Origin of the sequence: Pectobacterium sp. IFB5596, from assembly GCF_021432585.1 — a bacterium.
In the GTDB taxonomy this organism is placed as follows: Bacteria; Pseudomonadota; Gammaproteobacteria; order Enterobacterales; family Enterobacteriaceae; genus Pectobacterium; species Pectobacterium punjabense.
Genome location: NZ_LXFY01000012.1, coordinates 363,269 through 388,776, shown reverse-complemented (window position 1 = coordinate 388,776; position 25,508 = coordinate 363,269). Strand labels below are relative to the sequence as shown.

The window sequence follows — 25,508 nt, the reverse complement described above, 5'->3', positions numbered from 1 at the left end:
TGTTCTTACCCGACAGGCGAGCCGGCTTACAGCGACGGTAGCGTCTCGCCACTGGCTTGATAACGTTCAATGCCCAGCATATCCAGCAGATTATCGACGGCGGCGGCGTAGTTAACCGCAGCCTCCCAACCGTCGTATAACGCACCGATGCGTGAGGTGTCGGCCTGTAGCACGTCTTGTTCAACGCTAAGCAGGTCGTTCAGGCTGCGTTTGCTGAGTTTGTATTCATCCTGATAAACGTTGCGGGTGTAGGTTGCGCTGGTGATTTGCTGCTGGCTGGCTTTTTCACGCTGCTGCGCACCGATGAGATCGGCGTAGGCCGTTGCCGCTTTCTGGTTCATATCCAGCTTTGCTGCTTCGACTTCGGCCTGTGCGGCCTCTCGTGTACCTGATGCCGCATCAACGCGTGCGCTGACGGCACCGCCCTGATACAGCGGGGCTTCCACAACCAGCTGTAGCTGATCGTCCCAGTAATTACGCCGGTCGGTTTTATAGCGGGTACGCCCTGCCTGCACGGCAATAGTCGGCCAGTGCTGGGCTTCCGCCTGACGAATGCGGTGGCGCGAGGCTTCCTGTTTGGACTGGGCGCTCAGTACCGCATTACTCTGTTGGTAGGGCAGCGCTTTGAGCGTAATCTTTTGTTGCAGCAGCGCCCGTGGCAGATCGGGCAGGGTAGTGGGGATTACGCCAGTCAACACGCTGAGCTGCGCCAGCGAAGAGCGCTCCAGCGCACGATATTGTTCCAGCGTCGCCCTCATGCCTGCGATGCGGGTTTCGGCTTGCAGGATGTCGGATTGCGTACTGAGACCCGCCTCGGAGCGGAGCGTGGCGGTATCTTTGACCACGCTAAGTGAGACGATATTGCGCTCCGCTGCCTGGTTTAGTTCCTGATAGCGTTTGACTTTCAGGTAGGTGAGCAGGGTTTGCTGGCCGACTGTGGTCATGACACCGTAGAGCTGGTAGCGATAGGCATCGGACAGGCTGTGTTGCTCATCAATACTGCCGCCTGTCTTGCCGAAATCGTACAGGAGCTGTTTCAGCGTGATGCCCGCAGTGGCGCTGTTGCTCATCGTGCCGCTGGTATCACTTTGATCTGAACGGCCGACATTGCCACTCAGGCCGATTTGCGGGAACCAGGCGCTTTGCGCCACGCGCAGATCGGCGTCGCCAACGCGAATTTGTGCGGCAGCCTGGGCGATTTGTGGGTTGCGGGCAAATGCACGGAGAATAGCCTGTTTGAGATCCAGGCTGTTGACCTGTTGTTCTGTCGGTGCGGCGGACCAGTCAAATGCGACGGCCTGAGCGAATGTCGGTGGGCTATAGAGGGAGGAAAAGCCCGCACAGGCTAGCCCGAGTGCCAGCACATAACGCGGTGTGTGAGTAAAAAAAGCGCGATTGCGCGGAAAAAACATGCCCCTGATAAAAAATGGTTTGTGCATCAATTGCCCCTGTTTTCATTACTGTCTGTTTTAGTTCCTTTAAAAGGGCGGCCAGCCTGTTAGTAACAGTGGTTGTTTTTCCCTAACTGACCTCCTCTCAACGCCTCCCCCTTGGTAGGGGGAGGCGTTAACACCGTTACACCATATTGACGAGCAGGCCTTGCTGCACCAGTACATCTCCCAGGCTGTTGGCGCTATCCAGCGATGAATGGTGGTAGACATCAAAGTGTTGCCCGTCAATGTCGCGCTGTCCTACCGTGCTCCAGGCACCATCGCCGGGGATCAGGTTCACCTTGCTGCCTTCTCCTCCGACAATCAGCAGGTCATCTTCGGGGCGATCGGTGACATTCAGGGCGCGGTCAAGATCCAACGTGATGCTGTTGGTGCCGTTTTGGCCTAAATCGAAGATCTCTACGTTGTCGATTTTCAGCCCCAGCGCGGTGAGATCCAGATTGAGCGAGGTGCCATCGAGAAGCAGGGTATCGATGCCGTCACCGCCGTCGATGTGTGTGAAATCGAGACTTGAGAGGGTGATAAGGTCATCGCCCTCGCTGCCTGTGATCTCTGCCCCGGTCTGCACGTTGCCGTCAGCCAGATTGATGACAACGCCGCCAATGGCATACACGCTGTTTTCAACTTCAGTGCTGGCGTTATTGTCGATGGTTTGTGTCTCGCTGAGCATGGCCGCCGCCATTTTCGAGCTGACATGGAGGGATTGCACATCGGTACTTTCCCCAGTATCAAGCTGTTCACTGGACAGCGAGGACACCTGAGCAAGGCTGCTATCGTCCGTATCCAGCGCCATCATGCTCATCAGCGGTAAGCCGAGTGAGATACCGGACGTTAATCCGGCGGATACCCCGGTGAAGTTACCTGCCTGATCGGTAACAGAAGCTTCTACCGCTGTTCCCAACAGCGCGGTCAAGATTGCCCCCACGTTGAAAACGTTGATACCCAATAGTGAGCTGCTGAAATTCGCGCTCCACTTGCCATCGGCACCCACGGTGCCTTGTAGCGTTTGGCCGAGCAGGGTGACGGTCACCTTGGCACCTTGTTGCACATAGCGAGATGTCCCGCTGACGGTGATGCCATTTGCCAACAGGCCGACGGTGTTGCCAATCAGTGACCCGACCGCATCAATACCCAACTGCGGCAACTGGTGCGTTTTCACGATGACGTTGCTGCTGGTGCTGTTGGTGTTTCCATAGCGGTCAGCGACGGTGACGCCCACGGTCAAATTGCCATCGGCGATGTTGAGCAAATTGGCGCTCGGCACGCTGATGCTCCAGGTACCATTGCTGGCGACGGCTGCATTGAGCACCAGTCCACCTACGGTCAGTGTGACGCTACCGCCAGCTGCGTTGGTCGTTGTTCCGCTGATGATCTGGTTGATGCCCGCTTCGGCCAGATTCAGGTAGCCGTCCCCGCCAAACAGAGAGCCCAGGTTGACCGTTGGCAACGCGTGGACGCCCACGCCGACCGAAACCCCGGCACTGGCACTTTTTCCTGCCGCGTTGGTCAGAGAGGCGCTGAGGGAGAGCGTGCCGTCAGTCAAATTGTTGAGATCGAGTGAAGGCAGACTCACAGACCAGTTGCCATTGCTTTGCACCACGGCAGAGTAGGTCTTGGCTCCCAACGAGATCTGGATGGTCGAACCTACCGCATTGGTACTGGTGCCGCTGATAATCTGCCCCGCCGCAGCCTCGACTGCATTCAGCAGGCCGTCACCGCCAAAGAGTGAATTGAGCGTCAGCGTTGGCTGGGCGTTAATCGCCACGTTCAAGGCCCCCGTACTCTGACCTACGTTACCCGCCGCATCTACCAGCCGGACGCTAACGTTAGTCACGCCATCGGTGAGGGCTTTCAGGTCGAGGCTTGGGATCGGCAGGCTCCAACCGCCGTTCGCGCCAATCGTCGTGGTATAGGTTTTACTGCCTAACGTGACGTTGATCGCTGTACCGGCTGCCACATTGGCCGTTGTCCCACTGATGGTTTGTGCGCTCAACAGGCTGGTGAGATCCAGTACGCCACCGTTGAACAACGGATTAAGGGTGATGGTTGGCGGCAATATGGAGACATTGAGTCCGGTACTGATGCCATTGCTGTTGCCTGCCGGATCGGTCACCGTCGCACTGACGGTGAGATTGCCGTTGGTCAGGCTGGACAGTTGCAATGGCGTTACGCTGGTGGTCCAGGTGCCGTCATTACCAACGGTGGCGTTCAACGTCAGCGATCCGATGCGAATCACCACCGACGATCCTGCAATCGCATTGGTGGTGGTGCCGCTAATCGTCTGTGTCAGCGCGGCCTCTGCGGCATTGAGGAAACCATCGCCACCAAACAACGAACCAAGACTAATCGTTGGCAAGTTTTTGGCAATGATGTTGATGGCATTATTGACCGTGCCAATGTTGCCGGAGGCGTTGGTGACGGAGACGCCAAGCGTCGCGCTGCCATCTACCAGTGCGCTAAGATCGGATGGTTGCAGCGTCAGGCTGAACACGCCGCCCGCGCCGACGGTCGACAGGAACGTTTTACTGCCCAGAGTCACGGTAACCTGCGATCCCACACCGGCATTGGTGACGGTGCCGCCGATTATTTGTGCTACCACAGCTTCTGCTGCATTAAGGAAGCCATCGCCGCCAAAGACCGGGTTCAGCGTAATCACTGGCTGGGCAAAATCGAACTTGATGCCGGCACTGCCGTTGGCGGTATTGCCTACGCTGTCTGTCGCGGTCGCGGCTACGGTGAAATCACCGCTACCCAGACCTTGCAGGATGCCCAGCACGCTTGGGGTGACGGCAACGCTCCATTTGCCATCTGTGCCGACAGCGGCCGTGGCGATTTGTGAACCCGCAATGCTCAGCGTAATGGTTCTGCCTGCCAGACCGGTGGCCGTGCCGCTCAGGGTTTGATTGACCAGCAGGTCGCTCAGATTCAGCAGACTATCGCCAAAGACCGGATTAAGCGTAATGCTCGGTAGATTTTTGATGATCGTTGGCACGTTAACGATCTGGTTGGCGGTGTTGCCCGCATGATCGGTGACGGTAACACCCAGTGCCAGGGTGCCATCCTGCAAGGCCTGCAAGTCGAGGGCAGGCACTGACAGGCTCCAGGCTCCGCCTGCACCGACGGTAATCCCAGTGTAAAGCTTGGTACCCAGCGTCACACTGACCGTCGCCCCTAGTGCCACGCTGCCGCCGCTAACGATACCGCTGATAATCTGGCTAGTCACGACATCGGCCGCATTCAGCGCGCCATCGGTGAAGGCCAAAACAGAATCAATGACTGGTAGGGATTTCAATACGTCGATGTTGATCAACTGGTTTTTCACGTTGCCGTGCGAGTCGACAATATCAACGTTAACTGCCAACAAGCCGTTACTCAGGCCGGTAAACAGATTTGGAGCAAGCGCGACGCTCCAGGCACCGTTGGCGCCCACGGTGCCTTCCACCGTATTGCCCAGCACGGTGACCTGGACTTTCGCCCCCAGGTAGTTGCCCGTTGCGTTACCGCTGATGACCTGCGTCACCAGTGATTCAGCCAGGTTGAGGATGCCATCGTTACCGAAGATATTATTGATACCGGCACCGAGCGTCTGGTTCAGCGCGACGTCCAGCGTGGCATCAACGTGTGTGGTGTTGCCGGAGGTATCGGTCAGCGTTACGCCGATGACCTGTGCACCGTCTGTTAGGCTTTGCAAATCAACAGACAGCACGGGGATCGTCCAGGTTCCGTCAGGGCCGACGGTGGTCGTGCCGACTAACGGCCCTGCGGTTAGCGTCACGGTGGCACCTATTTCGCCTGTCCCTTTAATCGCTCCGCCAGCTAGCGCCTCAGCCAGCGTCAGAATATTGTCATCGAACAGCGTGACGCTGAGTAGCGGAATGGTGGTATCGACGGTAACGACCTGCGTATCCGTTGTGGTATTTCCCGCTTTATCGGCGAGGGTTGCCGTAATGGTGTAACTGCCATCGGCTAACTGTGACAAATCGGCGGCGGGAACATTGACACTCCAGGCACCTGTTGCGGAAACCTGCGCGCTGTAGGTTTTTCCATTCAGGCTAATCGAAACGATTTGCCCGGCATCTTCGACCGATGCTGTACCGGTAATCGCCTGTGCCGTACTCATTTCCGTGGCGTTGAGCACGTTGTCCGAGGCAAAGGTGACGATGTCCAGTGTAGGGGCTACCGTATCGACCAGTACCGTTTTGGTGCTGTTTATTGTCGGGGCTGCCGTCACGCTTGCCGTGACACTAGTATCACCGTTTGTTGTGAAGTAAGTACTGGCGGAAATGGTGATTTCCCATACGCCACTGGCATTGGTCGTGGTGAAGAGCGGGATTCCCCCAATTAACACGGTTATTGGGGTCATGGGCGGAATATTAGTAACTTGTCCGGATATGGTGACATTACCGTTTATCTCAGCCGCGTTGATAATATCGTCACCTGCGATGGGGTCGATCACCATCGTCATTGGCGGTGGCGTCAAGTTGACATTGAATCCTTCACTGGCTTGCGCTGCCGGATTGCCCGCTTTATCTGTCGCATCGGCGGTAATGGTATACGCCGTGTTCATCAGGGCTTGTAATGCAGAAGAGGGGAGATTAACGCTCCATGTACCATCGGCGAGCACTTTCGTGATGTAGTCGATACTATTCAGCCTGACTGTCACGTTTTGCCCGACCTCCAGCCCGGTCGAGGTGCCGCTGACCGTCTGTGTCGTCCGGCTTTCGGTATAGTCAAGGCCGTCCAGACCAGCGAAAGCAGTAATGGAGACAGTGGGGGCAACTTTCACGGCGAGAATGGCCTGAGAATTCAACGTGGCGCTGTTACCCAGACTGTCCGCTGCCGTAATGCTGATATTGTGTGTACCGTCGGCAAGATCGGCAAGTTGAGCGGGCGTGAGCGTTGCGGTCCACATGCCTCCACTCATCAACTGTACGACAAGCGGTTGCCCTCCAAATGTGACGTTCACACTCACCGCGTCACCTGCGTTACCGCTTAACGTTCTGCCCGCCAGCGTTGCAGCTTCAGCGATACTCAGATAACCATCGTCAAACGGCGTATTCAGCGTAATGGCTGGTGGAGTGAGATCGCTGGTAAAGGCGATCGGTGCTGAGCCTACGTTGCCCGCCGCATCAACGGCGGTTACCGTGATGGTATGCTGGCCGTCGACCAATGAGTTCAACGCATTCGGCGGCAGTGTAACGGACCAGTTGCCCGCATTATCCACTGTTGCGGTGTAGCGAATACCGTTGAGGTCAATCTCCAGTTTTACACCTTGTCCACTACCGCCAACCTGCGTACGGCCAGAGAAGGTGAGCGCAGAGGCTGCCTCGGCACTGCTCAGAATATTATCGATACCAAAGGGGACGACATCAATAAGAGGGGCTGGCAGCGTCTGCGCTGAACTGACATCGAGCGAGGTGCTGGTATTGGTGTTACCCACCCAGTCGGTGACCTTGACGCTAATGCTGTAATTGCCTTCGGTGAAGATGGCTAAATCGGCAGGCGACAGCTCTCTGGACCAGCCACCGAGCCCGTCAGCGGTGGCGGTAAAGGTGGTGTCTGCCAGCGTAGTTTTATTGGTCACGGTAACGATGACTTCCTGACCCGCGCTGGTAATACCGGTTTTACCGGTTAAGGTCTGAATGGCCTGAATTTCAGTGGCGTTAAGGATTCCGTCACCAAACGGCAGATCCAATGTTGCCGCAGGCAGGGTGGTGGTCAGCACACTCGCCGTGGCTGTTGTGGTACTGGTGTTACCCGCAGAGTCGGCCACAATTACGGTGAAATTCACCGTACCATCCGGCAGGTCGATCAGCGTCTGACTAGCCAGAGACAGCGTCCAACTGCCGTCGGCATTGACCGTCGCAGGAACGTTCGTGCCGTTGATGCTGACCGACACGGTTTGCCCCACATTACTGGTAAGCCCTGTTTGTCCAGATAGTGTCGCGCCCGGTAGCGCATCCGCCAGACTCAGTTTGCCATCGCCGAACGGCGTGTCCAGTGTAGCGACAGGCACGCCGACAATCACGCTGGTGAACGTGTCGCTGCCTGTTCCCGTATTGCCTGCGTGGTCAGTCACGGTCACGTTGATGGTGTGTGTGCCGTCACCGAGTGAAGTCAAATCGGCAGCAAGCAATGTCACATTCCACTGGCCATTGGCGGCAACGGTGGCGCTGTAGGTGTGGGTTAGCGTGCCGTTGGTGATCGAGACAGACACGCTCTGACCAGGATCGAGGAGCCCCGTTGTGCCTGTCAGCAGTTGATCCACAGTGCTTTCTGCCTGATTGAGCACCCCGTCAACAAACGGTGGAGTGATACTGATGGAGAAATTAGTGTGGATGACAACGTCCAGAGCGCCGCTGGCACTACCGGTATTGCCTGCGCTGTCAGTGACCGTTGCGCTGACCTGAACGTTACCATCTGCCAGTATGCTAAGCGCATTGGCTGGAATAGTGGCGCTCCAGAGTCCTCCCGCGAGGGTCACACCTGTTACGGTGTAAGCCCCTATCGTGACCTGAATCGCTGTCCCGACGGGCAGGTTGGTGTAGCTGCCGCCAATGGTGGTTTCCGTTGCCAGTTCCGCACTAGTGAGAACATTGTTGTCATAGAGAGAATCTAGCGTCAGCGTTGGAAGCGACTGTGTTTTTAGCGTGATATCGATACTGGTGGCACTGGCATTGCCTGCACCATCGGTCACGCTGGCTGCCAGTGTTTTCACGCCGTCGCCCAGCGCCAGCAGGTCGTTCGCCGCAATAGCGATTTGCCAGATGCCGTTGTTGTCAGCAACAACACTATAGACAGCGGTACCGACTTTTATGGTGACTTGAAGACCGGCTTCGGCCTTGCCGCTCAGCGGTAGCCCAGCCAGCGCATCCGCCAGCCCGATATCGCTGGTATCAACCAGCATGTCGATGGACAGTAGCGGTGGGAGGGTATCGACGGTAAACGGATGGGTTGTCGTGGCCGGGTTCTGTGCAATATCACTGACTGTTGCCGTCACATTCTGACTGCCCTGCGGCAGGTTTTGCACATCACTGGCGGGAACCGTCGTGCTCCAACTGCCATCGGCGCCAACGGTAGCCAGATACGTTTTGCTATCCAACGTCACCGTGACGCGCTGTCCTGCGGAAACATTCGTTGTTGAACCTGAGATGAGCAGATCGGACTGGCTATTCTGTGCGCTGATAACGTCGTTACCCGACAGTGTCGCAATCGTGATGCTTGGCAGGTTGGCGGCATCGGTGATGACGGTAATCGAGTGGGTGGTTGAACCCGGGTTGCCGCTTACGTCGGTCACGCTGGCGCTCACGGTTTGCTTGCCGTCAGGCACGTTGCCGACGTCCGTAGCGGGAACCGTGGTGCTCCAACTGCCATCTGCCCCCACGGTGGCGAGGTAGGTTTGGCTGTTTAGGGTGATAGTGACCTGCTGGCCCTGCTCTACATTCTGGCTGCTGCCGCTGATCGTCAACGGCTGGCCTGATTCTGCCAGGTTGAGGTAGTCATCGGTTGAGAGTGTGGCTATCGTCAGGATCGGAGCTTTGGCCGGATCGGTATCCAGCGTAATCGAATGGCTGACGGTGCCGATATTGCCTGCGGCATCGGTCAAGGTGGCGGTGATAGCCGTGATGCCGTTCGGCATGTTTTGCAGATCACCTGCGGGTACGGTGACACTCCAGGTACCATCTGCCTGTGCCAGCCCCTGATAGATCTGCCCATTGATAGTCACGTTGACAATGATGGGACGACCGCTGTCGTTGATGGGGGATGTCCCTGTGATTTGCAGCGGTAGCAGGCTTTCTGCGATGTTGATGATATCGTCGACGCCGATCGGGTTGATGGTCAACACCGGAGGCGTCAAATCCACGTTCGCACTGCCCTGAACGGTAGAGGTGTTGCCCGCTGCATCGCTAACAGTAACGGAAATGGTGAGGAGACCGTCTGCTTGTGTCGTCAGCATGGATGGTGGCAGTTGAAGGCTCCAGCTACCGTTGTTGTCAACTGTACCAGAATAGACCGTGGTGCCAACGGTGATGCTGACAGTTTGACCTGCCCCGTGCAGGCCTGTGGTGCCGGAAAGCGTCTGTCCTGCCTGTGCGTCACTCAGGTTCAGGTAGCCGTTGCTAAATGGCATATTCAGCGCTGCGACTGGTGGGTTATTGATACTGACACCTAACTGCTGAGTACCTGCGAGCGCATTACCTGCCTGATCGACAGCGGTGACATTCACCGTGATGACACCATCGCCCAACGCTTTCAGGTCGATGGAGGGAATACCTGCACTCCAGGTACCGTCTGGTTGCACTTGTGCCGTATAGGTTTTTCCGTTCAATATGACGTTAACATCCGTGCCCGGTGCCACGTTGACGGCACCGCCGCTAATCGTAATGCCGTTTGCCGCTTCCTGCACATTCAGCTGGTTATCCCCGGTGATTGGCGCAATAGACAGCCCGCTCGCATTGGTATTAATCGTGACGGTACTGCTGGAGGTGGCGGTATTGCCGGAGGCATCACTCACGCTAGCGGTAATGGTCTGGCTGCCATTAACCAGCAGCGCCATATCGGTATCCGAGATCGTGGTGCTCCAGTTTCCATTTGACAGAACCTGTGCGGTATACGCCTTGCCATTGAGGCTAATCGTCACCGTCTGGCCTTGTTCCACATTTTTACTGGTGCCGCTAAGTATTTGGCTGACTCGCGCTTCTGCACCGTCAATAATGTTGTTGCCAGCGAAGGTACCAATCGTGATGACGGGTGCATTTAGTGGGTTGGCATCGACGCCAATAGTTTGTGTCGTGGTAGCTGTATTGCCTGCGACATCAGTCAGACGTGTCACGATGCTGTAACTGCCATCGGACAAGGTGCTCAGATCGGCAGATGGAATACTGATGCTCCAGGTGCCGTCATTGCCGACGGTACCGCTGTAGGTTTTTCCGTTCAGCGTAGCCGTCACGGTTTGTCCCGCACTGGAGGGTGAGGCTGTGCCGGTTAGCGACTGATCGCTCAGTACTTCGGTGCTATTCAGAATGTTGTCGGTGGCAAAACTGGCCGTCGTCAATGTAGGCGGTGTGCGAGCCACGGTAACATTGCTGGTTAAGGTACTGCTGTTTCCGGCTGCGTCGCTGACATTAACCTGCAAGGCTGTGGTGCCGTTCGGCAGGTTTTGCAGGTTGTTCACAGGCAAAGAAATTGTCCAGTTACCTGCCGCATCAACGATCCCGGTGTACGTCACGCCGCCGAGTACGGCGGTGACGGTTTGCCCTGGTGAGGCGATACCGGTTGTACCGCTGAGCGTCTGGATAACACCAGCCTCTGCGGCATTGAGTATACCGTCGCTGAATGGCGTGTTCAGCGTCAGTGTCGGGCTACTGTGGGTGAATACATCAATGGTACGGCTACCGCTTAATATATTCCCCGCGTTGTCTACCGTGGTAACGGTTAGGGTTGATGAACCGTCGGCCAGCACGCTGACATCCGCCGCAGACACGGTGATGCTCCAGGAACCGTCTGATTGTATCGCCCCACTGTAGCTTTTCCCGTTCAGCATGATTGTGACGGCGGTGCCAGCAGCCACGTTCTGGCTGCTGCCGTTGACGGTGAGATCTTGCGCGGCTTCTGCTTGATTCAGTTTGTCATCGCCTGCGACGGTATCGATGGCGATACCGCTCAACGAGGTATTCACGGTAATTGTCTGGCTGAGCGTTGCCGGGTTACCGCTGAGATCGTTGACGCCAATGGTTACGGTATGGGGGCCTTGTGCCAGATGGATAAGATCGACAGACGGCACGCTGACGCGCCATTGGCCGTTGCTGTCAACTGTTGTCGTGTAGGTATTATCGCCGAGTGTCACGGTAACGCGCTGCCCCGCTTCGACATTCAGACTGCTACCGCTAATGATTTGTGCGACGTGGATTTCACCACCATCGATGATGTTGTTGAGTGCGATGGCGTTGACGGTGAGCAAAGGCAGGTTGGCAGGATTGGCATCCAGCGTTAACGATCCTGTGCTGGTCGTGCTGTTACCGGATGCCCCGGTCAATGTTGCCGTAACGGTATAACTTCCGTCAGCTAATGCCTGGAGGTCGGCGGCGGGAATAGGGGTACTCCAACTGCCGTCAGCCTGAATTTGCGCCTGATAATTTTTATTGTTGATAGTGACAATAACGGAGCGTCCGGCATCCGCTTGTAGTGCATTACCGGAGATCAATTGATCGTTCAAACTTTCGGCTGCGTTGATGATACCGTCGCTGGTCAGCGGTTTCAGCGTCAGAAGGGGACGAACCATATCGACGGTAATATCACGGGTGTTCTCGATGCTGTTGCCTGCGGAATCAGTCGCTTCTACGCGGATGGTTTGTACGCCGGTTAGCAGGGATTGCAGGTCGGTGGCTGGAAGTGTCGTACTCCAGTTACCCTGGTTATCCACCGTAGCCGTATAGGTTTTGCCGTTCAGCGTGACGATGACGCTTTGGCCTCCTCCGCTGATTCCGGTTTTCCCTGTCAGGTTCTGCCCGCTGGTCGATTCGATGATATTGAGTATTCCGTCACCGAAAGGCTGGTCAATGGTGGGCTGTGGCAGATTATTAATGTGGATATCAATATTGCGGCTGGCTGTTACAGGAACATCGCCGGGGTTGGCGACGCTGGCGGTAATGGTCGCTGTGCCATCCGGTAAGGCGAGCAGATCGCTGCTGCCGATCGTGACGCTCCAACTGCCGTTTGCGGCAATCGTACCCGTGTAGGTTTTGCCATTGAGTGTGACGGTAACGCTTTCTCCCGTAGTGACGTTGACCGTAGAACCTGAGATGGTTAGTGGCTGTGATGCTTCGAGACGATTGAGCTGATTATCAAGTGCGACAATGCTTATGGAGATACTGTCATTGCTAATATCGACATCGGACCAGATTTCATGGTTCCCTTCGTTACCAGCCATATCAGTAACTTGCGCAGAGATAGAGACCGTTCCCTCGCTAAGTTCTGCCATATGCTCAGCCGGAATTTCCACACTCCACTTTCCGTCGTTCTGGATCGCGGCGAAGTAGAACTTTTTGTTGAGGAGAATGGTGGCAATCTGACCCGTTTCCACATTCAAACTAGAGCCCGTTAACCACTGGCTGACTTTAAGGTCGGCTGCGGTGATCGTGTTATTCTCACCGATGAAAGCGTCCACGAAGATGGTTGGTTGGAATGCTGGATCGGCGCTAAGCGTAACGGACTTCTCTACGCTAGTCGTGTTCCCGACTGAATCAGTGAGCGAAGCGGATAGCGTGTAGCTGCCATCTGCCATACCGCGTAGCGCGGCCGTCGGTAAACTAATACTCCAGTTGCCATTGCTGCCAACAATACCGGTATAAAATTGTCCATCAAAAGCGATAATGACGGTGCGGCCCGCTTCGCTCACCGAAGCGGTGCCGTTAACGGTCTGATTACTTTGTGATTCCACCAGATTAATGGTGTCATCACCCGCAATTGTACCGATAGTCAGGGTCGGTGCTGTGAAATCGGTATGGCTGACAAACGTATGGCCAGCCTGATTGCCTGCGGCATCCTGTGCGGTGACCAGCAGCGTGTTGTCACCTTCTGGTAGCTGCTGAAGATCGGCCGCTGGGACAGTGACTTTCCAGTTGCCTGCCGTATCAACCGTTCCTGTGTAAGACTTACCGCCGAGAGACAAGGTGACGCTTTGTCCCGTACCGCTGATGCCCGTGTGACCAGTAATCGTCTGGCTGACCAGCGCCTCTGCACCGTTTAGGGAACCATTGCCGAACGGGGGATCAATTGTCGGTTGAGGCAGAGTATGAATATGTACACCGAGCGTCTGCGTATCCGTTGCGGCACCGCCAGCCACATTGACGCTGGCGCTGACGGTGGCATTGCCGTCTGATAGAAGCTGAAGATCGGCACTGGGGATTTGCAGCGTCCAACTGCCGTCAATGGCAACGGTGGTGGTATAATTTTTCCCATTCAGCGTAATGGTAACCGTCTGTCCCACAGGAACATTGGCGGTATTGCCGCTGATCGCCAGCGGCTGGAGCGATTCTGCCCGGTTTAACAGGTTATCGCTGGCGATGATGTTGATGGCAATACTGTCACCAGATTTATCGACGCTGATATCTCGGCTTCCGCTTGCTCCGTTGCCTGCTTTGTTGCTTACACTGGCGCTAATACTGTGTGCACCGTCTGCCAGTAGGGCGATATCCGCAGTTGAAACATTGATGCTCCAAACTCCCCCGGATTGCACGGTAGCAAGATAGGTTTTTCCATTTAGGCTAATGGTAACAACTTGTCCAGCCTCAACGTTGACTGTTGTTCCGCTTAACTGCTGGTTGACTTTGGCTTCCGCGCCGTCAATAACGTTGTCGTCTGCGAAGTTATTGATGCTGATAGTTGGGGCTGTGGTTGTACCGCTGTCAATGGTGAGCGGGCGGGTAACCGTTGTACTGTTGCCTGCGGCATCAGTCAGCGTAACGGTCAGATTCTGGCTACCGTCAGCGATAGCCACTAGATCGGCCGTTGGCAGAGTGACACTCCAGTTTCCGTCGCTGCCGACGGTGGCGGTGTAGGGTTTGTTATTCAGCGTAACGGTGACTGGGCGGCCTGCTTCGCTCAGTGATGCCGTTCCACTGATGACTTGATCGACCGCCAGTTCCGCGCCGTTGAGGATATTGTCCTGTGCGATAGCGGAGACAGTGAGCGTGGGAGGAATAGTATCCACGCTGATATTCTGCGTCAGAATGGTTTCGTTGCCTGCAATATCGCGGACAACAACCTCCAGTACGCTAACGTTGTCCGATGGCAGGTTTTGCAGCACGTCTTTAGGGATCGTAACCGTCCAGTGTCCGTTGGTATCTACCGTTCCGGCAACGTAATACCCGCCAATCGTCAGGCTGACGGTTTGACCCCTGCCGCTAATTCCGGTTTCTCCACTGATTATCTGATCCTGCGCCGCTTCGGCTGCATTTACGACGCCGTCGCTGAACGGCGGGGTCAGTGTGATGGACGGAAGCGTGTTGATGTGCACATCTAGCGTATGGTTGACGGTAACGGTATTACCACTGATTCCTTCTACGCTGGCAGTAATGGTGTTACTGCCGTCTGACAGTTGAAGCAGATCGGCACTGGGAATGTTCACCGACCATGTGCCGTCTGTCCCCGTTGTTGCGGTATAGGTTTGTATCGTCCCTGCGACGTTGAGACTGACGGTAACGGTTTGACCTGCGGCAACGTTAGCAGTCGTCCCGCTGACCGTCAGTGGCTGTCCCGCTTCCACGGCATTCAAGCGATCATCTGTTGAGACGATGCTGATGTTGACCGCTTCGGCGCTGGTGTCTACCGTAATGGTTTGTGACGGTAGTGTGGTGGTGTTGCCGGCTTTGTCCGTCAGCGACGCTACCAGACTGTAGGTGCCGTTGGTCAGCGTTTGGATATCGCCGGAAGGAATGAAAACGCTCCACGCGCCGTCGCTCTCTACGGTGGTCGTGTAGGTGATGCCGTTGAGTGTGACTGTCACGGTCTGTCCTACATCCGATAGAGAAGCCGTACCGGAGACAAACTGTGAGGATTGCAGTTCGTCGGCGGTGAGCAAATTGTTTCCAGTAAACGGTGACAGAGAGAGTTCCGGCGGTGTGGTGTCGACAATAATGGTGCGGTTGACCACGGTAATATTGCCGGCGTTATCGGTAACCGTGAACGACAGAGCATGTTCGCCTTCGCTCAGCGCACGTAGGTCCGCAGCAGGAACGGTTAATGTCCAGTTACCCGCAGCATTAATAGTGGTGCTATAGGTTTTGCCATTCAGCGAGATAGTGACATTCTGGCCCACTTCACCCGTTCCGTTAAGAATCTGACCGTTTGCCAGTTCTCCTACGGTGAGGTAGTTATCTCCCGTAAATTTATCGACGGTTAAATGCGGAGGCAGGGTATCAATAGTGAGATCGAGGGTTTTTTCGTGGATGATACCATTCGCGCCTGGCACGCTTACTTTTAATGCATAAATGCCGTCTTCCAGTCCGGTAAACGCATCTGCTGGCAGAGTAAATTGCCAACTGCCGTCGGCGGCAATAGTCGTAGTGTAAACCACGCCGTTCAACGTGATGGTGACGATTTGCCCCGCGCTGACGCCAGTGGTTTTCCCGCTGAGGATATGAGGTAGGCCAATTTCTGTACGGTTCAGCCCGTTATTGCCAGCGAAGGCATCAATAGTTAAAGGTTCTGGCTGCGGTGGCGGTGTGGTGGTGTCGTCATTACTCGACGATGCCACGGCGACGGCGACCCCTGCGACAGCGGCTCCGCCGAGAGCGACAGCGCCCAGAACGCTGCCCAGCGTAGCTGTTGATAGCGTGCTGGCGGTACTGCCAATCAGTAATGATGTCATATCGCCCAGTGCGGCGTATTCTGGCGTAAGGGCAATGGCTTCTCCGGCTAGCGCCGCGCCTTCTGCGGCTGCCGCGCCGGAGAACTGGGCATGGATCAGTCGAGTTCCATCATCAAAAACCAGCTCACTGTGATAGCCCGCAGCATCCAGGGTGAAGAAGCTCTCATAACGGACGGTGGTACCGTCTTTCATGTGCAAGATAAGATCGTTGCCAACACGCTCATAGCGAGACACCATATCTGGTGTACCATGAATCCGGACAGTGCTGCTTTCCAGCAGTTCGACGTGTGTTGCTCCTTGAGGAACCGCACTGATGAACTGACCACCATGACGTGACAGGATATTTGCATTTCCCGCAATAACATTCATATCTGACATGAAATAGCCTCTTACTTATCTGCAACCATCGTCTGAATACTTCTCCCGGCAGATCGAGTGCTGTGTGGAGAGGTACGGGTATATGCGCAACCAAAAAGAGGAGCGCTAAATCTGACCTGGTTTAGAAAAAAATAGTAAGAATGGCTAAATTGAGTCGTGCTTCATCCCCTTTGCATGGGGAATGTATACGGTATAAGACTTGTCCGATTCTTGATATTTATAGGTGTGGCTTAGCTAAAAATCCAATTTTTTTGAAATGTTTTGAAAATAAAAATCATGAAAATATTCTTACGTATTAAATGGCTTAGCGGACTCATACCCTTACTTAACCATTACCACGATAATTATAATGTTAAATTACCATCACTTAGCGTTATGGATGTTGCGGCGCGACGTTTTTTGCACAAGTTTGAGTAAAACAAGGCAAGGTACTCACTGCGAAGATTGTGATTTTATTTGTATTTATTGTATCAGTTTGTGTTTGTTGTTTTTTTTGCGATGGGATATGAATGTTATCGATGGTAACTATGGGAAATTATAAAAAATTATGATTATTAATCATGGTTGCTAATGGGGCTATCGGTGGCACTGGGCTCGTGTTTGAGGATGTTGAGTTTGGTATCGGGTTGGATATGAGAATTATTCTTGATATCACGGGTATCCCTATTACACTGCGGGCAATGGTTTTCATGATAGAGATTAGGTTGTTATGGAGTTGCTCCGCATTGTTTATCAACAATATCGCTGGCCATTTCTTGCCGTTATCATTTTAAGTTTGCTGAGTGCCGCATTGGGTATTGGGTTGATTGCTTTTATCAATCTGCAATTGATTGAAACGGTCAATCAATCATTAAGCGTATTGCCGCAATTTCTGGGGTTGCTGCTGCTTTTGATGGGCGTGACATTGGTGTCTCAACTGGCGTTGACCACGCTCGGACACCATTTCGTTTATCGTCTTCGTGGGCAGTTCATCAAGCGTATTCTGGATACTAACATTGCGCGCATTGAGCAGATTGGCAGTGCGCAGTTACTCGCCAGCTTGTCCAGTGATATCCGTAATATCACCATCGCGTTTGTACGACTGCCGGAGTTGATTCAGGGCATTGTGCTTACGATCGGCTCAGCGGCTTATCTGGCGTGGCTCTCTCCCAAAATGCTGGTGGTGACGTCCGTCTGGATTGCGGTAACCCTTTGGGGCGGATTTATGCTGGTGTCGCGCGTCTACCGTCATCTTACTCAGGTTCGGGAAGCGGAAGACCGCCTCCAGAAAGATTACGAAACCGTGATTAACGGACGTAAGGAACTGACGCTCAATCGGGAACGGGCACAGAAACTGTATGAAGACATTTATCAGGCCAATGCGCAGGATTATCGACAGAATGTGATTCGCGCCGATACCTTCCATCTCAGTGCAGTGAACTGGTCAAATATTATGATGCTGGGCGTGATTGGTGCTGTCTTTTTCATGGCAAACAATCTCGGCTGGGCAGATACCAATATTGCCGCGACGTATTCACTCACGCTGCTTTTTTTACGGACACCGATGCTGCAAGCCGTTGGCGCACTACCCACGTTACTGAGTGCACAAGTCGCGTTTAATAAGTTGAAACGTCTTGATCTGGCTGGCTATCAGGCATCTTTTTCTTCTGCGATAGCTCCAACTGACTGGCACACGCTGGAACTGCGTGATGTGGTATTTCGCTATGACGATTCCAGATTTGAAATTGGGCCAATCAATCTGCTGATAAAGCGTGGTGAACTGGTGTTTCTGATTGGTGGGAACGGGAGTGGGAAATCTACGCTGGCGATGCTGCTGACTGGGCTTTATACCCCCGTTTCCGGTACGTTATTGCTGGATGACCGTCCGGTTACGGCAGAAACGCGAGGGGACTATCAAAAGCTATTTTCTGCCATTTTCACCGATTTCCACCTGTTCGGGCAGATGATAGGGCCGCAGGGAACGGAGCCTGATACGACACTGGTTGATGGGTGGCTTGATCGCTTAAATATGCGGCATAAATTGACGCTGGAGAATCATCAGGTGATGAATTTACAGCTCTCACAGGGACAACGTAAGCGTGTGGCACTCTTGTTAGCTGTCGCTGAACAGCGGGACATCTTACTGCTAGATGAATGGGCTGCCGATCAGGACCCGCAATTTCGTCGCGTATTCTACCTTGAGCTGTTACCGCAGTTGCGTGCATTGGGGAAAACGATTGTGGCGATTAGCCATGACGATCACTACTTTGAACACGCCGATCGCCTGCTTGAAATGCATCAGGGTATGCTGTCAGAACTGACGGGGACAGCGCGTGAACAGGCCTCGCAGGATGCCGTTGCACAGATTAGCCGCTAGCGCCAATCTAGGCAGCCTCGCGTCGTGCTGTGACCGCTAGCGTGAAGTCTGACTGGCATATATTAATTCGTTGAATTCTGGGGCATTATAAGCGCCAATGTTGGCAGGCTGCCAACAGAGTGAGTGTTTTTTACTTACAGATCAGATACCTGACGTTTCTGATTTGCCACTTAACTCAATAAGTTGGTATAGGTTATGAAAAGGATGTTTAACGCATTATTCGTTGTTGTTTTTGTTTGTTTTTCGTCTCTGGCGAATGCGGCAGAAAATTTACCTAACATTGTCATTCTGGCAACGGGCGGTACGATTGCGGGGTCCGCAGCGGCCAATACGCAAACCACTGGATATAAAGCAGGGGCGTTGGGCGTAGAGACGCTGATTCAAGCAGTACCAGAGCTGAAAACGCTTGCCAATATCTCAGGTGAGCAGGTTGCTAGCATCGGTAGTGAAAATATGACCAGCGATGTTCTGCTGAAGCTGAGTAAACGCGTGAACGAACTGCTGGCACGCAGCGATGTCGATGGCGTGGTGATTACGCACGGTACGGATACGCTCGATGAATCCCCTTATTTTCTGAACCTGACGGTGAAAAGCGACAAACCGGTAGTCTTTGCCGCTGCAATGCGTCCGGCAACGGCAATCAGCGCTGACGGCCCGATGAACCTGTACGGCGCAGTAAAAGTGGCAGCGGATAAAAACTCCCGTGGCCGTGGAGTGCTGGTGGTGCTGAACGATCGTATCGGTTCTGCCCGTTTCATCAGCAAAACCAACGCTTCTACGCTGGATACCTTTAAAGCGCCAGAAGAAGGTTATCTCGGCGTGATTATCGGTGACAAAGTTTACTACCAGACGCGTCTGGATAAAATTCACACCACGCGTTCTGTGTTTGACGTGACCAACATCGATAAATTGCCTGCTGTCGACATTATTTATGGCTATCAGGACGATCCAGAATATATGTATGACGCCTCCATTAAACATGGCGTAAAAGGCATCGTATATGCGGGTATGGGGGCAGGTAGCGTATCCACGCGTGGTGATGCTGGCATCCGTAAAGCGGAAAGCAAAGGCGTGGTTGTTGTGCGCTCCAGCCGTACTGGCAGCGGTATCGTACCACCGGATGCAGGCCAACCTGGTCTGGTTGCCGATTCTCTGAGCCCGGCAAAATCACGTATTCTGCTGATGTTGGCACTGACGAAAACGACGAACCCAACCGTGATTCAGGATTACTTCCACGCTTATTAATCGGCTGAGCGGTTTTTAGTGTGATAGCCCCGCCTTTAAACGCGGGGCTTTTTGCTTCTGTTCATTTCAGCTTTTCGTTCCCACTGAGAAGTCACTTCCCTCTCTGTCGATTTTATCGGTATGATTCAGTCCACGACAAAGTAGGTAATCACCCCATTATCTTTGATACCCGAAATCGTTCGAGTTGCAGAGCAATCAATGTGCGTGCAGCTTGAAATATGACGGAACAGGTGAGTAAAAAAGAAGGATTCGTCATTACATGACACACCCCATTTTTATGGTTGGTGCCAGAGGCTGTGGGAAGACTACGGTAGGGCATCAATTGGCACAGGCGTTAGGATATGACTTTGTCGATACCGACCTGTTTATGCAGCAAACGACCAATATGACAGTGGCTGATGTTGTTGCACAGGAAGGATGGCATGGCTTCCGCCAGCGTGAAAGTCTGGCGCTTCAGCAGGTGACGTCTAACCGTTGTATCGTTGCGACAGGTGGCGGTATGGTATTGGCTGAAGCTAACCGGCGTTTTATGCGCGATCGCGGTATCGTTATTTACCTCCATGCGAATGCCGAATTGTTGGCTCAGCGGTTGGAGGAAAACCCGCAGGATAACCAGCGGCCTACGCTGACAGGTCGTCCTATTGCCGAAGAAATGGCTGACGTACTGGCTGCGCGTGATGCGCTTTATCGTGGAGTTTCGCATCACGTTATCGATGCATCGCAGGCACCCGAAGCGATCGTGGCAAGCGTGTTGAAAGCGCTACGTTCATCGGCTGCGTAGGGCGGTCAATGAAGGTCACTGGTAAAATAATCGTCAGTCAGTGTTACTGAGCACTAACTTTCAATGAATAGATCGTGACAGTGGCTCGACTCTCCTTTTAAGATGAATTTCCTGAATTTTTTGACGATAGGTGCCGCGCTATGCTGAATGTAAATGAGTATTTTGCAGGGAAGGTCAAGTCAATCGGTTTTGAAGGCGACAGCATTGGCCGCGCCAGTGTCGGTGTTATGGATGCAGGTGAGTACACGTTTGGAACCGGACAACCGGAAGAAATGACGGTCATCACTGGAGCATTGAAAGTGCTGTTGCCGGGCTCACCGGATTGGCAGGTTTTCACTCCAGGAGAAACGTTTTTTGTTCCGGGAAAAAGCGAGTTCAATTTACAGGTGGTCGAACCGACCTCTTATTTGTGTAAATATCTGTAATTTCACTTCTCCTTACCAATAAAATGAAAATCGGTTTTCCATTATGAATGGGAAACCGATTTTTTATTGTCAGCTATTTTTTATTCGCCAGATGTTTCGTTTATCACTACCGGATATATGAATTTTTTTATTTAATTATGCTGATTAATTAATAATACAAAAGAATGGTGTGATAATTAGGAATAATCCCTGATTCGTTAAAATACAATAGAGTAGGTTATTTCCAATAATTTTATGTTATGCAAAACGATTGGTTTTTTATTCTTTTAATTATTTTTTATTTGGTTTTTTATTCTGGTTTGTTGGTTTGATTCTAGTTTTGTATCTCTTTTGATTTTGACTGCGTAGTTGAACGTATTAATTGAAAATCAGCTATTTAAGATAAATAGCCGCTATATAGTGTGATCGCATTCAAGTTTTATTTCTCGATGCCGTTATGGATAGTATAACTATTCTACGCAAAGAGTATTTTATGCTGAAAACGACGCGCTCCCGCATTCTTGCGGCCTGTTCGACCATTGTTGTGCTTTCACTTGTTATCAATACCTTTCTAAATTACACCATCGCCAATAACGCGAATAAGGCATCGATCCAGAATACGCTGGATGCAGTAGCGACTAGCCACAGTATAGCGATTAGCGACTGGGTTGCTTCTAAAACGCTGATGATCTCTGCGTTGCATAATCGTGTTACTACCGATGAGGAACCGATTCCTCTGTTTAAACAGATTGCGGCATCCGGCGGGCTTCTGAATGTGTACATGGGCTATGCCAACGGCACAGCTAAGTTTGCCGATCCCGGCGGTATTCCTGCTGATTACAACCCTACTGTCAGACCTTGGTATCAGCAGGCGGTTAAAGAGGGCAAACCGATAGTGACTGCCCCCTATGTTGATGCAGTGACGAATACACTGGTGGTCTCTTTCGTTGCTCCGGTACTGGAGGGAAGTACGGTTAGAGGCGTAGTCGGCAGCGATGTCACGATGAAAAGCGTGATTGAAAACGTAAAAGCGATTCACCCAGCCAAAGATAGCTTTGGTGTTCTCATCGAGCGTAGTGGCCTGATCATTGCGCATCCAGATGAAAAACTGACGCTGAAAAACATCACTGACATTGCCCCAGCGATTAACCTGAGCGACATTCTTTCAGCAGATAGCGCCCGTGATGTGGATTTTTCTGGGTCGACAAAGCTAGTTGTGGCAAAACCTATTACTGGCACAAACTGGTACATGCTGGTGGCGTTGGATAAAGCCGAAGCTACTGCGGGTATGCGTTCACTGCTCTCCACATCGGTTGTTACGCTGGTTGTTATTGCACTATTGGGAACGTTGATTATCGGCGTCATCATCACGTCAACGCTCAAACGTTTGCTGCAAATCCGTGACGCAATGGATGATATCAGTAACGGCAACAACGACCTGACGCAACGCCTGCCGGATGAAGGGCATGATGAAGTGTCGCAAATTGCCCGCTCATTTAATATTTTTGTCGATAAGATCAGTCAGGTAATGATTCAGATCCGGGATATCAGCGCATCGCTTCAGGTGGCAGCGGATGAAATCTCAGCGGGGAACAACGATCTCTCTGCGCGTACTGAGTCTGCGGCGTCGAGCATTCAGCAAACGGCAGCATCGCTGGAAGAAATCTCTGCGGCGGTGACGCAGTCAGCAGGATCGGCGCAGCAGGTCAATGCTAAAGCGCTGCTGCTGTCGAAAGATGCAGGCACAGGCGGAAAAGTGGTATCTGATGTGATTGTCACGATGGAAGAAATCGTGGTCGCGTCGGGTAAAATTGGCGACATTATCGGTGTGATCGATGGTATTGCATTCCAGACTAACATTCTGGCACTTAACGCCGCAGTAGAAGCAGCACGAGCGGGTGAGCAGGGGCGTGGTTTTGCCGTTGTCGCGGGTGAAGTTCGCAGTCTGGCACAGCGCAGTGCGCAGGCCGCAAAAGAAATTAAAGAGCTGATTGAATCGACCGTCTCCAGTGTGACATCGGGTTCGGTGCAGGTGCGTCAGGCCAGTGACACGATGAATGAAATTGTTGGTGGCGTGTCTACGGTGAGCTCGGTGATGTCTGAAATTACGCATGCGGCGGATGAGCAAATGCGTGGTATCAACGAGATCAACAAAGCGGTAGCGCAGTTGGATTCGATGGTGCAACAGAACGCCGCGCTGGTGCAGGAATCTGCTGCTGCGTCTGGGGCGCTGCAATCGCAGGCTGAAGAATTAAACGCTGTCGTTGGGGCGTTCCGGGTCTAACAGGATTCGATACTGGAATGTATTGCCCGCCAGAACGGTGGCGGGCAATCACCGACAGTATTAACCATCGGTAGCCTTAACGATCGAACGTATTAACGTTGGGCTTCACCGCCCAACGCTTCAATCAGATTCGCAATCAATGCTGCCAGTTCGCTGGTCATCAAAATGAAGTCAGCATCAAACCGCTGAGCAAAATCTTCCCGATCGATATCGTCGTTTTGTTCCCTCAGCGTATCGGAGAACTTCAACCGTTTTACTGAACCATCGTCAGACAAGACCAGTTGAATGCGCTCCTGCCAGTCCAGTGCCAGCTTGGTGACCAGTTTGCCTGCCTCAATATGCACAGCAATTTCATCACAGACCAAATCTTGTTTTTTACAGCGGATAACGCCGCCATCTTCCAGAATGGCTTTTAGCTCTGCTTCGTCTTGTAACGCGAATCCTGCCGCCGGTTCACCGGAACGTACCCACTCGGTCATCGTCAACTCGATAGGGTTTTCCATCGTCAGTGGTACAACAGGCAGGGAACCCAATGTTTTGCGCAGCAGCGCCAGCGTATCTTCTGCTTTTTTGGCGCTGGCCGCATCGACCATAATCAGGCCATTAACCGTATCGATCCACAACCAGACCTGGCTGAAGCGGCTGAATGCACGTGGCAGCAGGCTATGCAGCACTTCGTCTTTCAGTGAATCTTTTTCGGTCTTTTTCAGCTTACGGTGCTGCTCTGCTTCCAGACGCTCGATTTTGGCCTGAAGGGTTTGCTTGATGACAGGGGAAGGCAGGATTTTTTCTTCTTTACGGGTGCAGATAACGATTTGCCCATTAACGACGTGCGTTAAGGCATCGCTATGCGATCCCATCGGCGATACCCAACCCGTTTTCATCATATCCTGACTGCCGCACGGGGTGAACGCGAAAGCGCTGAGCCGTTTTTCCAGTTCGTCCGCAGACAAAACGTTATCTTTGGACAGCACGCTGTCCCGGCTTAGGCGGTAAATCATTAAGTTTTTAAACCACAACATGGTGTTATCCCTGACTGGGCGCGCAGGTTTGCACGCGGGTTTGTAATGTTGCGCGCATGATAACGAATTCGAGGCCGTAATGTGGAATAAAATACCCGAATTCAGAGGAATACCCGTCACGCTTTGGGTTGCAGCTGATTGGTTTCTCTGGTTATACCCGTCATACTTCAAGCGGCATGTGCGTTGGCTGTGTTACTCGAATTATTTAGGGTATCTATCTATAAATAAGAAAGTTTTCAGGTCAGTGGCAAATTTACTCGGGCCTATTTACCACACGTGGGGAGACATCATGAGAATCGGTATCGATCTGGGCGGGACGAAAACGGAAGTCATTGCGCTGGATGACGAGGGAAAGGAACGTTTTCGGCAACGTATGCCGACGCCAAGAAATGATTACCCGGAAACTCTGCGGACTATCGCCACGCTGGTGGAGATGGCTGAAAAAGCGATTAGCTGTCGTGGCAGCGTCGGCGTGGGGATTCCCGGTACGCTGTCGCCGTTTACCGGCAAGGTAAAAAATGCCAACTCTACCTGGCTCAATGGTCAGGCGCTGGATCTCGATCTTGCCACGCTGTTAAATCGACCCGTGCGGGTTGCGAATGACGCGAACTGTTTTGCTGTTTCAGAGGCTGTTGACGGTGCTGGGGCAGGGAAGCAGACCGTCTTTGCAGTCATCATCGGCACTGGCTGTGGGTCGGGCATTGCGTTGAACGGTCAGGCTCACGTCGGCGGTAACGGTATTGCGGGTGAATGGGGGCATAACCCGCTGCCCTGGATGGATGAAGATGAGCTGCGTTATCGGCAGACCGTGCCCTGCTACTGTGGCAAGTCCGGCTGTATTGAATCCTTTATTTCCGGTACGGGATTTTCGGTAGATTATCAACGCCTGAGTGGCCAGCCGCACAAGGGCGAGGCAATCATTACCTTAGCGGAGCAGGGTGATCCCATTGCGGAGCTGGCATTACAGCGCTATGAGCACCGTTTGGCAAAATCGCTGGCGCATGTGATTAACCTGCTTGACCCTGACGTAGTGGTACTGGGAGGCGGAATGAGCAATGTGTCTCGTCTTTATCAGACCGTGCCGGAAAAGATTAAACAGTGGATCTTCGGCGGTGAGTGCGAAACACCTGTACGTCAGGCGATACACGGCGACTCCAGCGGGGTTCGCGGAGCCGCCTGGCTTTGGCCGAAGACGAAGTAATTGCAGATCGAATGA

At 53.2% G+C, this 25,508-nt stretch carries 9 protein-coding genes; 6 read left to right on the top strand and 3 right to left on the bottom strand.

Annotated features, from left to right (window positions below):
- Window positions 1-26: 26 nt before the first annotated feature.
- Together A6301_RS11450 and A6301_RS11445 are read right to left on the bottom strand one after the other, a co-directional pair.
- Window positions 27-1,439 carry a TolC family outer membrane protein gene (locus A6301_RS11450; protein WP_234257802.1) on the bottom strand — a complete coding sequence of 471 codons (1,413 nt, stop codon included), beginning with the start codon at window positions 1,437-1,439 and terminating at the stop codon, window positions 27-29.
- Between the two features lie 136 nt (window positions 1,440-1,575).
- Entirely contained in the window at window positions 1,576-16,200 is a 14,625-nt protein-coding gene (locus A6301_RS11445; RefSeq protein ID WP_234257801.1) for an Ig-like domain-containing protein, read from the bottom strand.
- Between the two features lie 709 nt (window positions 16,201-16,909).
- On the opposite strand from A6301_RS11445, the gene A6301_RS11440 reads away from it, so the two are divergent.
- The 5 genes from A6301_RS11440 (at window position 16,910) to A6301_RS11420 (ending at window position 23,270) form a co-directional block, all read left to right on the top strand.
- Window positions 16,910-18,556 carry a multidrug ABC transporter permease/ATP-binding protein gene (locus A6301_RS11440; protein ID WP_234257800.1) on the top strand — a complete coding sequence of 549 codons (1,647 nt, stop codon included), beginning with the start codon at window positions 16,910-16,912 and terminating at the stop codon, window positions 18,554-18,556.
- Between the two features lie 195 nt (window positions 18,557-18,751).
- Window positions 18,752-19,801, top strand: a complete 1,050-nt coding sequence (locus A6301_RS11435; protein WP_205942468.1) for a type II asparaginase — start codon at window positions 18,752-18,754, stop codon at window positions 19,799-19,801.
- Between the two features lie 259 nt (window positions 19,802-20,060).
- The gene (gene aroL, locus A6301_RS11430) at window positions 20,061-20,582 is read left to right on the top strand and encodes a shikimate kinase AroL (protein ID WP_107168807.1); all 522 of its coding nucleotides are present in this window, start codon (window positions 20,061-20,063) and stop codon (window positions 20,580-20,582) included.
- A 140-nt stretch (window positions 20,583-20,722) separates the two neighbouring features.
- Window positions 20,723-21,007, top strand: coding sequence for a pyrimidine/purine nucleoside phosphorylase (gene ppnP, locus A6301_RS11425; protein ID WP_010298499.1), 285 nt, complete (start codon window positions 20,723-20,725; stop codon window positions 21,005-21,007).
- A gap of 472 nt (window positions 21,008-21,479) precedes the next feature.
- Window positions 21,480-23,270 carry a methyl-accepting chemotaxis protein gene (locus tag A6301_RS11420; protein WP_107168808.1) on the top strand — a complete coding sequence of 597 codons (1,791 nt, stop codon included), beginning with the start codon at window positions 21,480-21,482 and terminating at the stop codon, window positions 23,268-23,270.
- A gap of 92 nt (window positions 23,271-23,362) precedes the next feature.
- Here the strand turns inward: A6301_RS11420 and rdgC are convergent, their stop codons facing one another.
- Window positions 23,363-24,292, bottom strand: coding sequence for a recombination-associated protein RdgC (rdgC, locus tag A6301_RS11415; RefSeq protein ID WP_234257799.1), 930 nt, complete (start codon window positions 24,290-24,292; stop codon window positions 23,363-23,365).
- Between the two features lie 289 nt (window positions 24,293-24,581).
- Here rdgC and mak point away from each other — a divergent pair, with 289 nt between their 5' ends.
- Window positions 24,582-25,493, top strand: a complete 912-nt coding sequence (mak, locus tag A6301_RS11410) for a fructokinase (RefSeq protein WP_234257798.1) — start codon at window positions 24,582-24,584, stop codon at window positions 25,491-25,493.
- The last annotated feature ends 15 nt before the right edge of the window (window positions 25,494-25,508 follow it).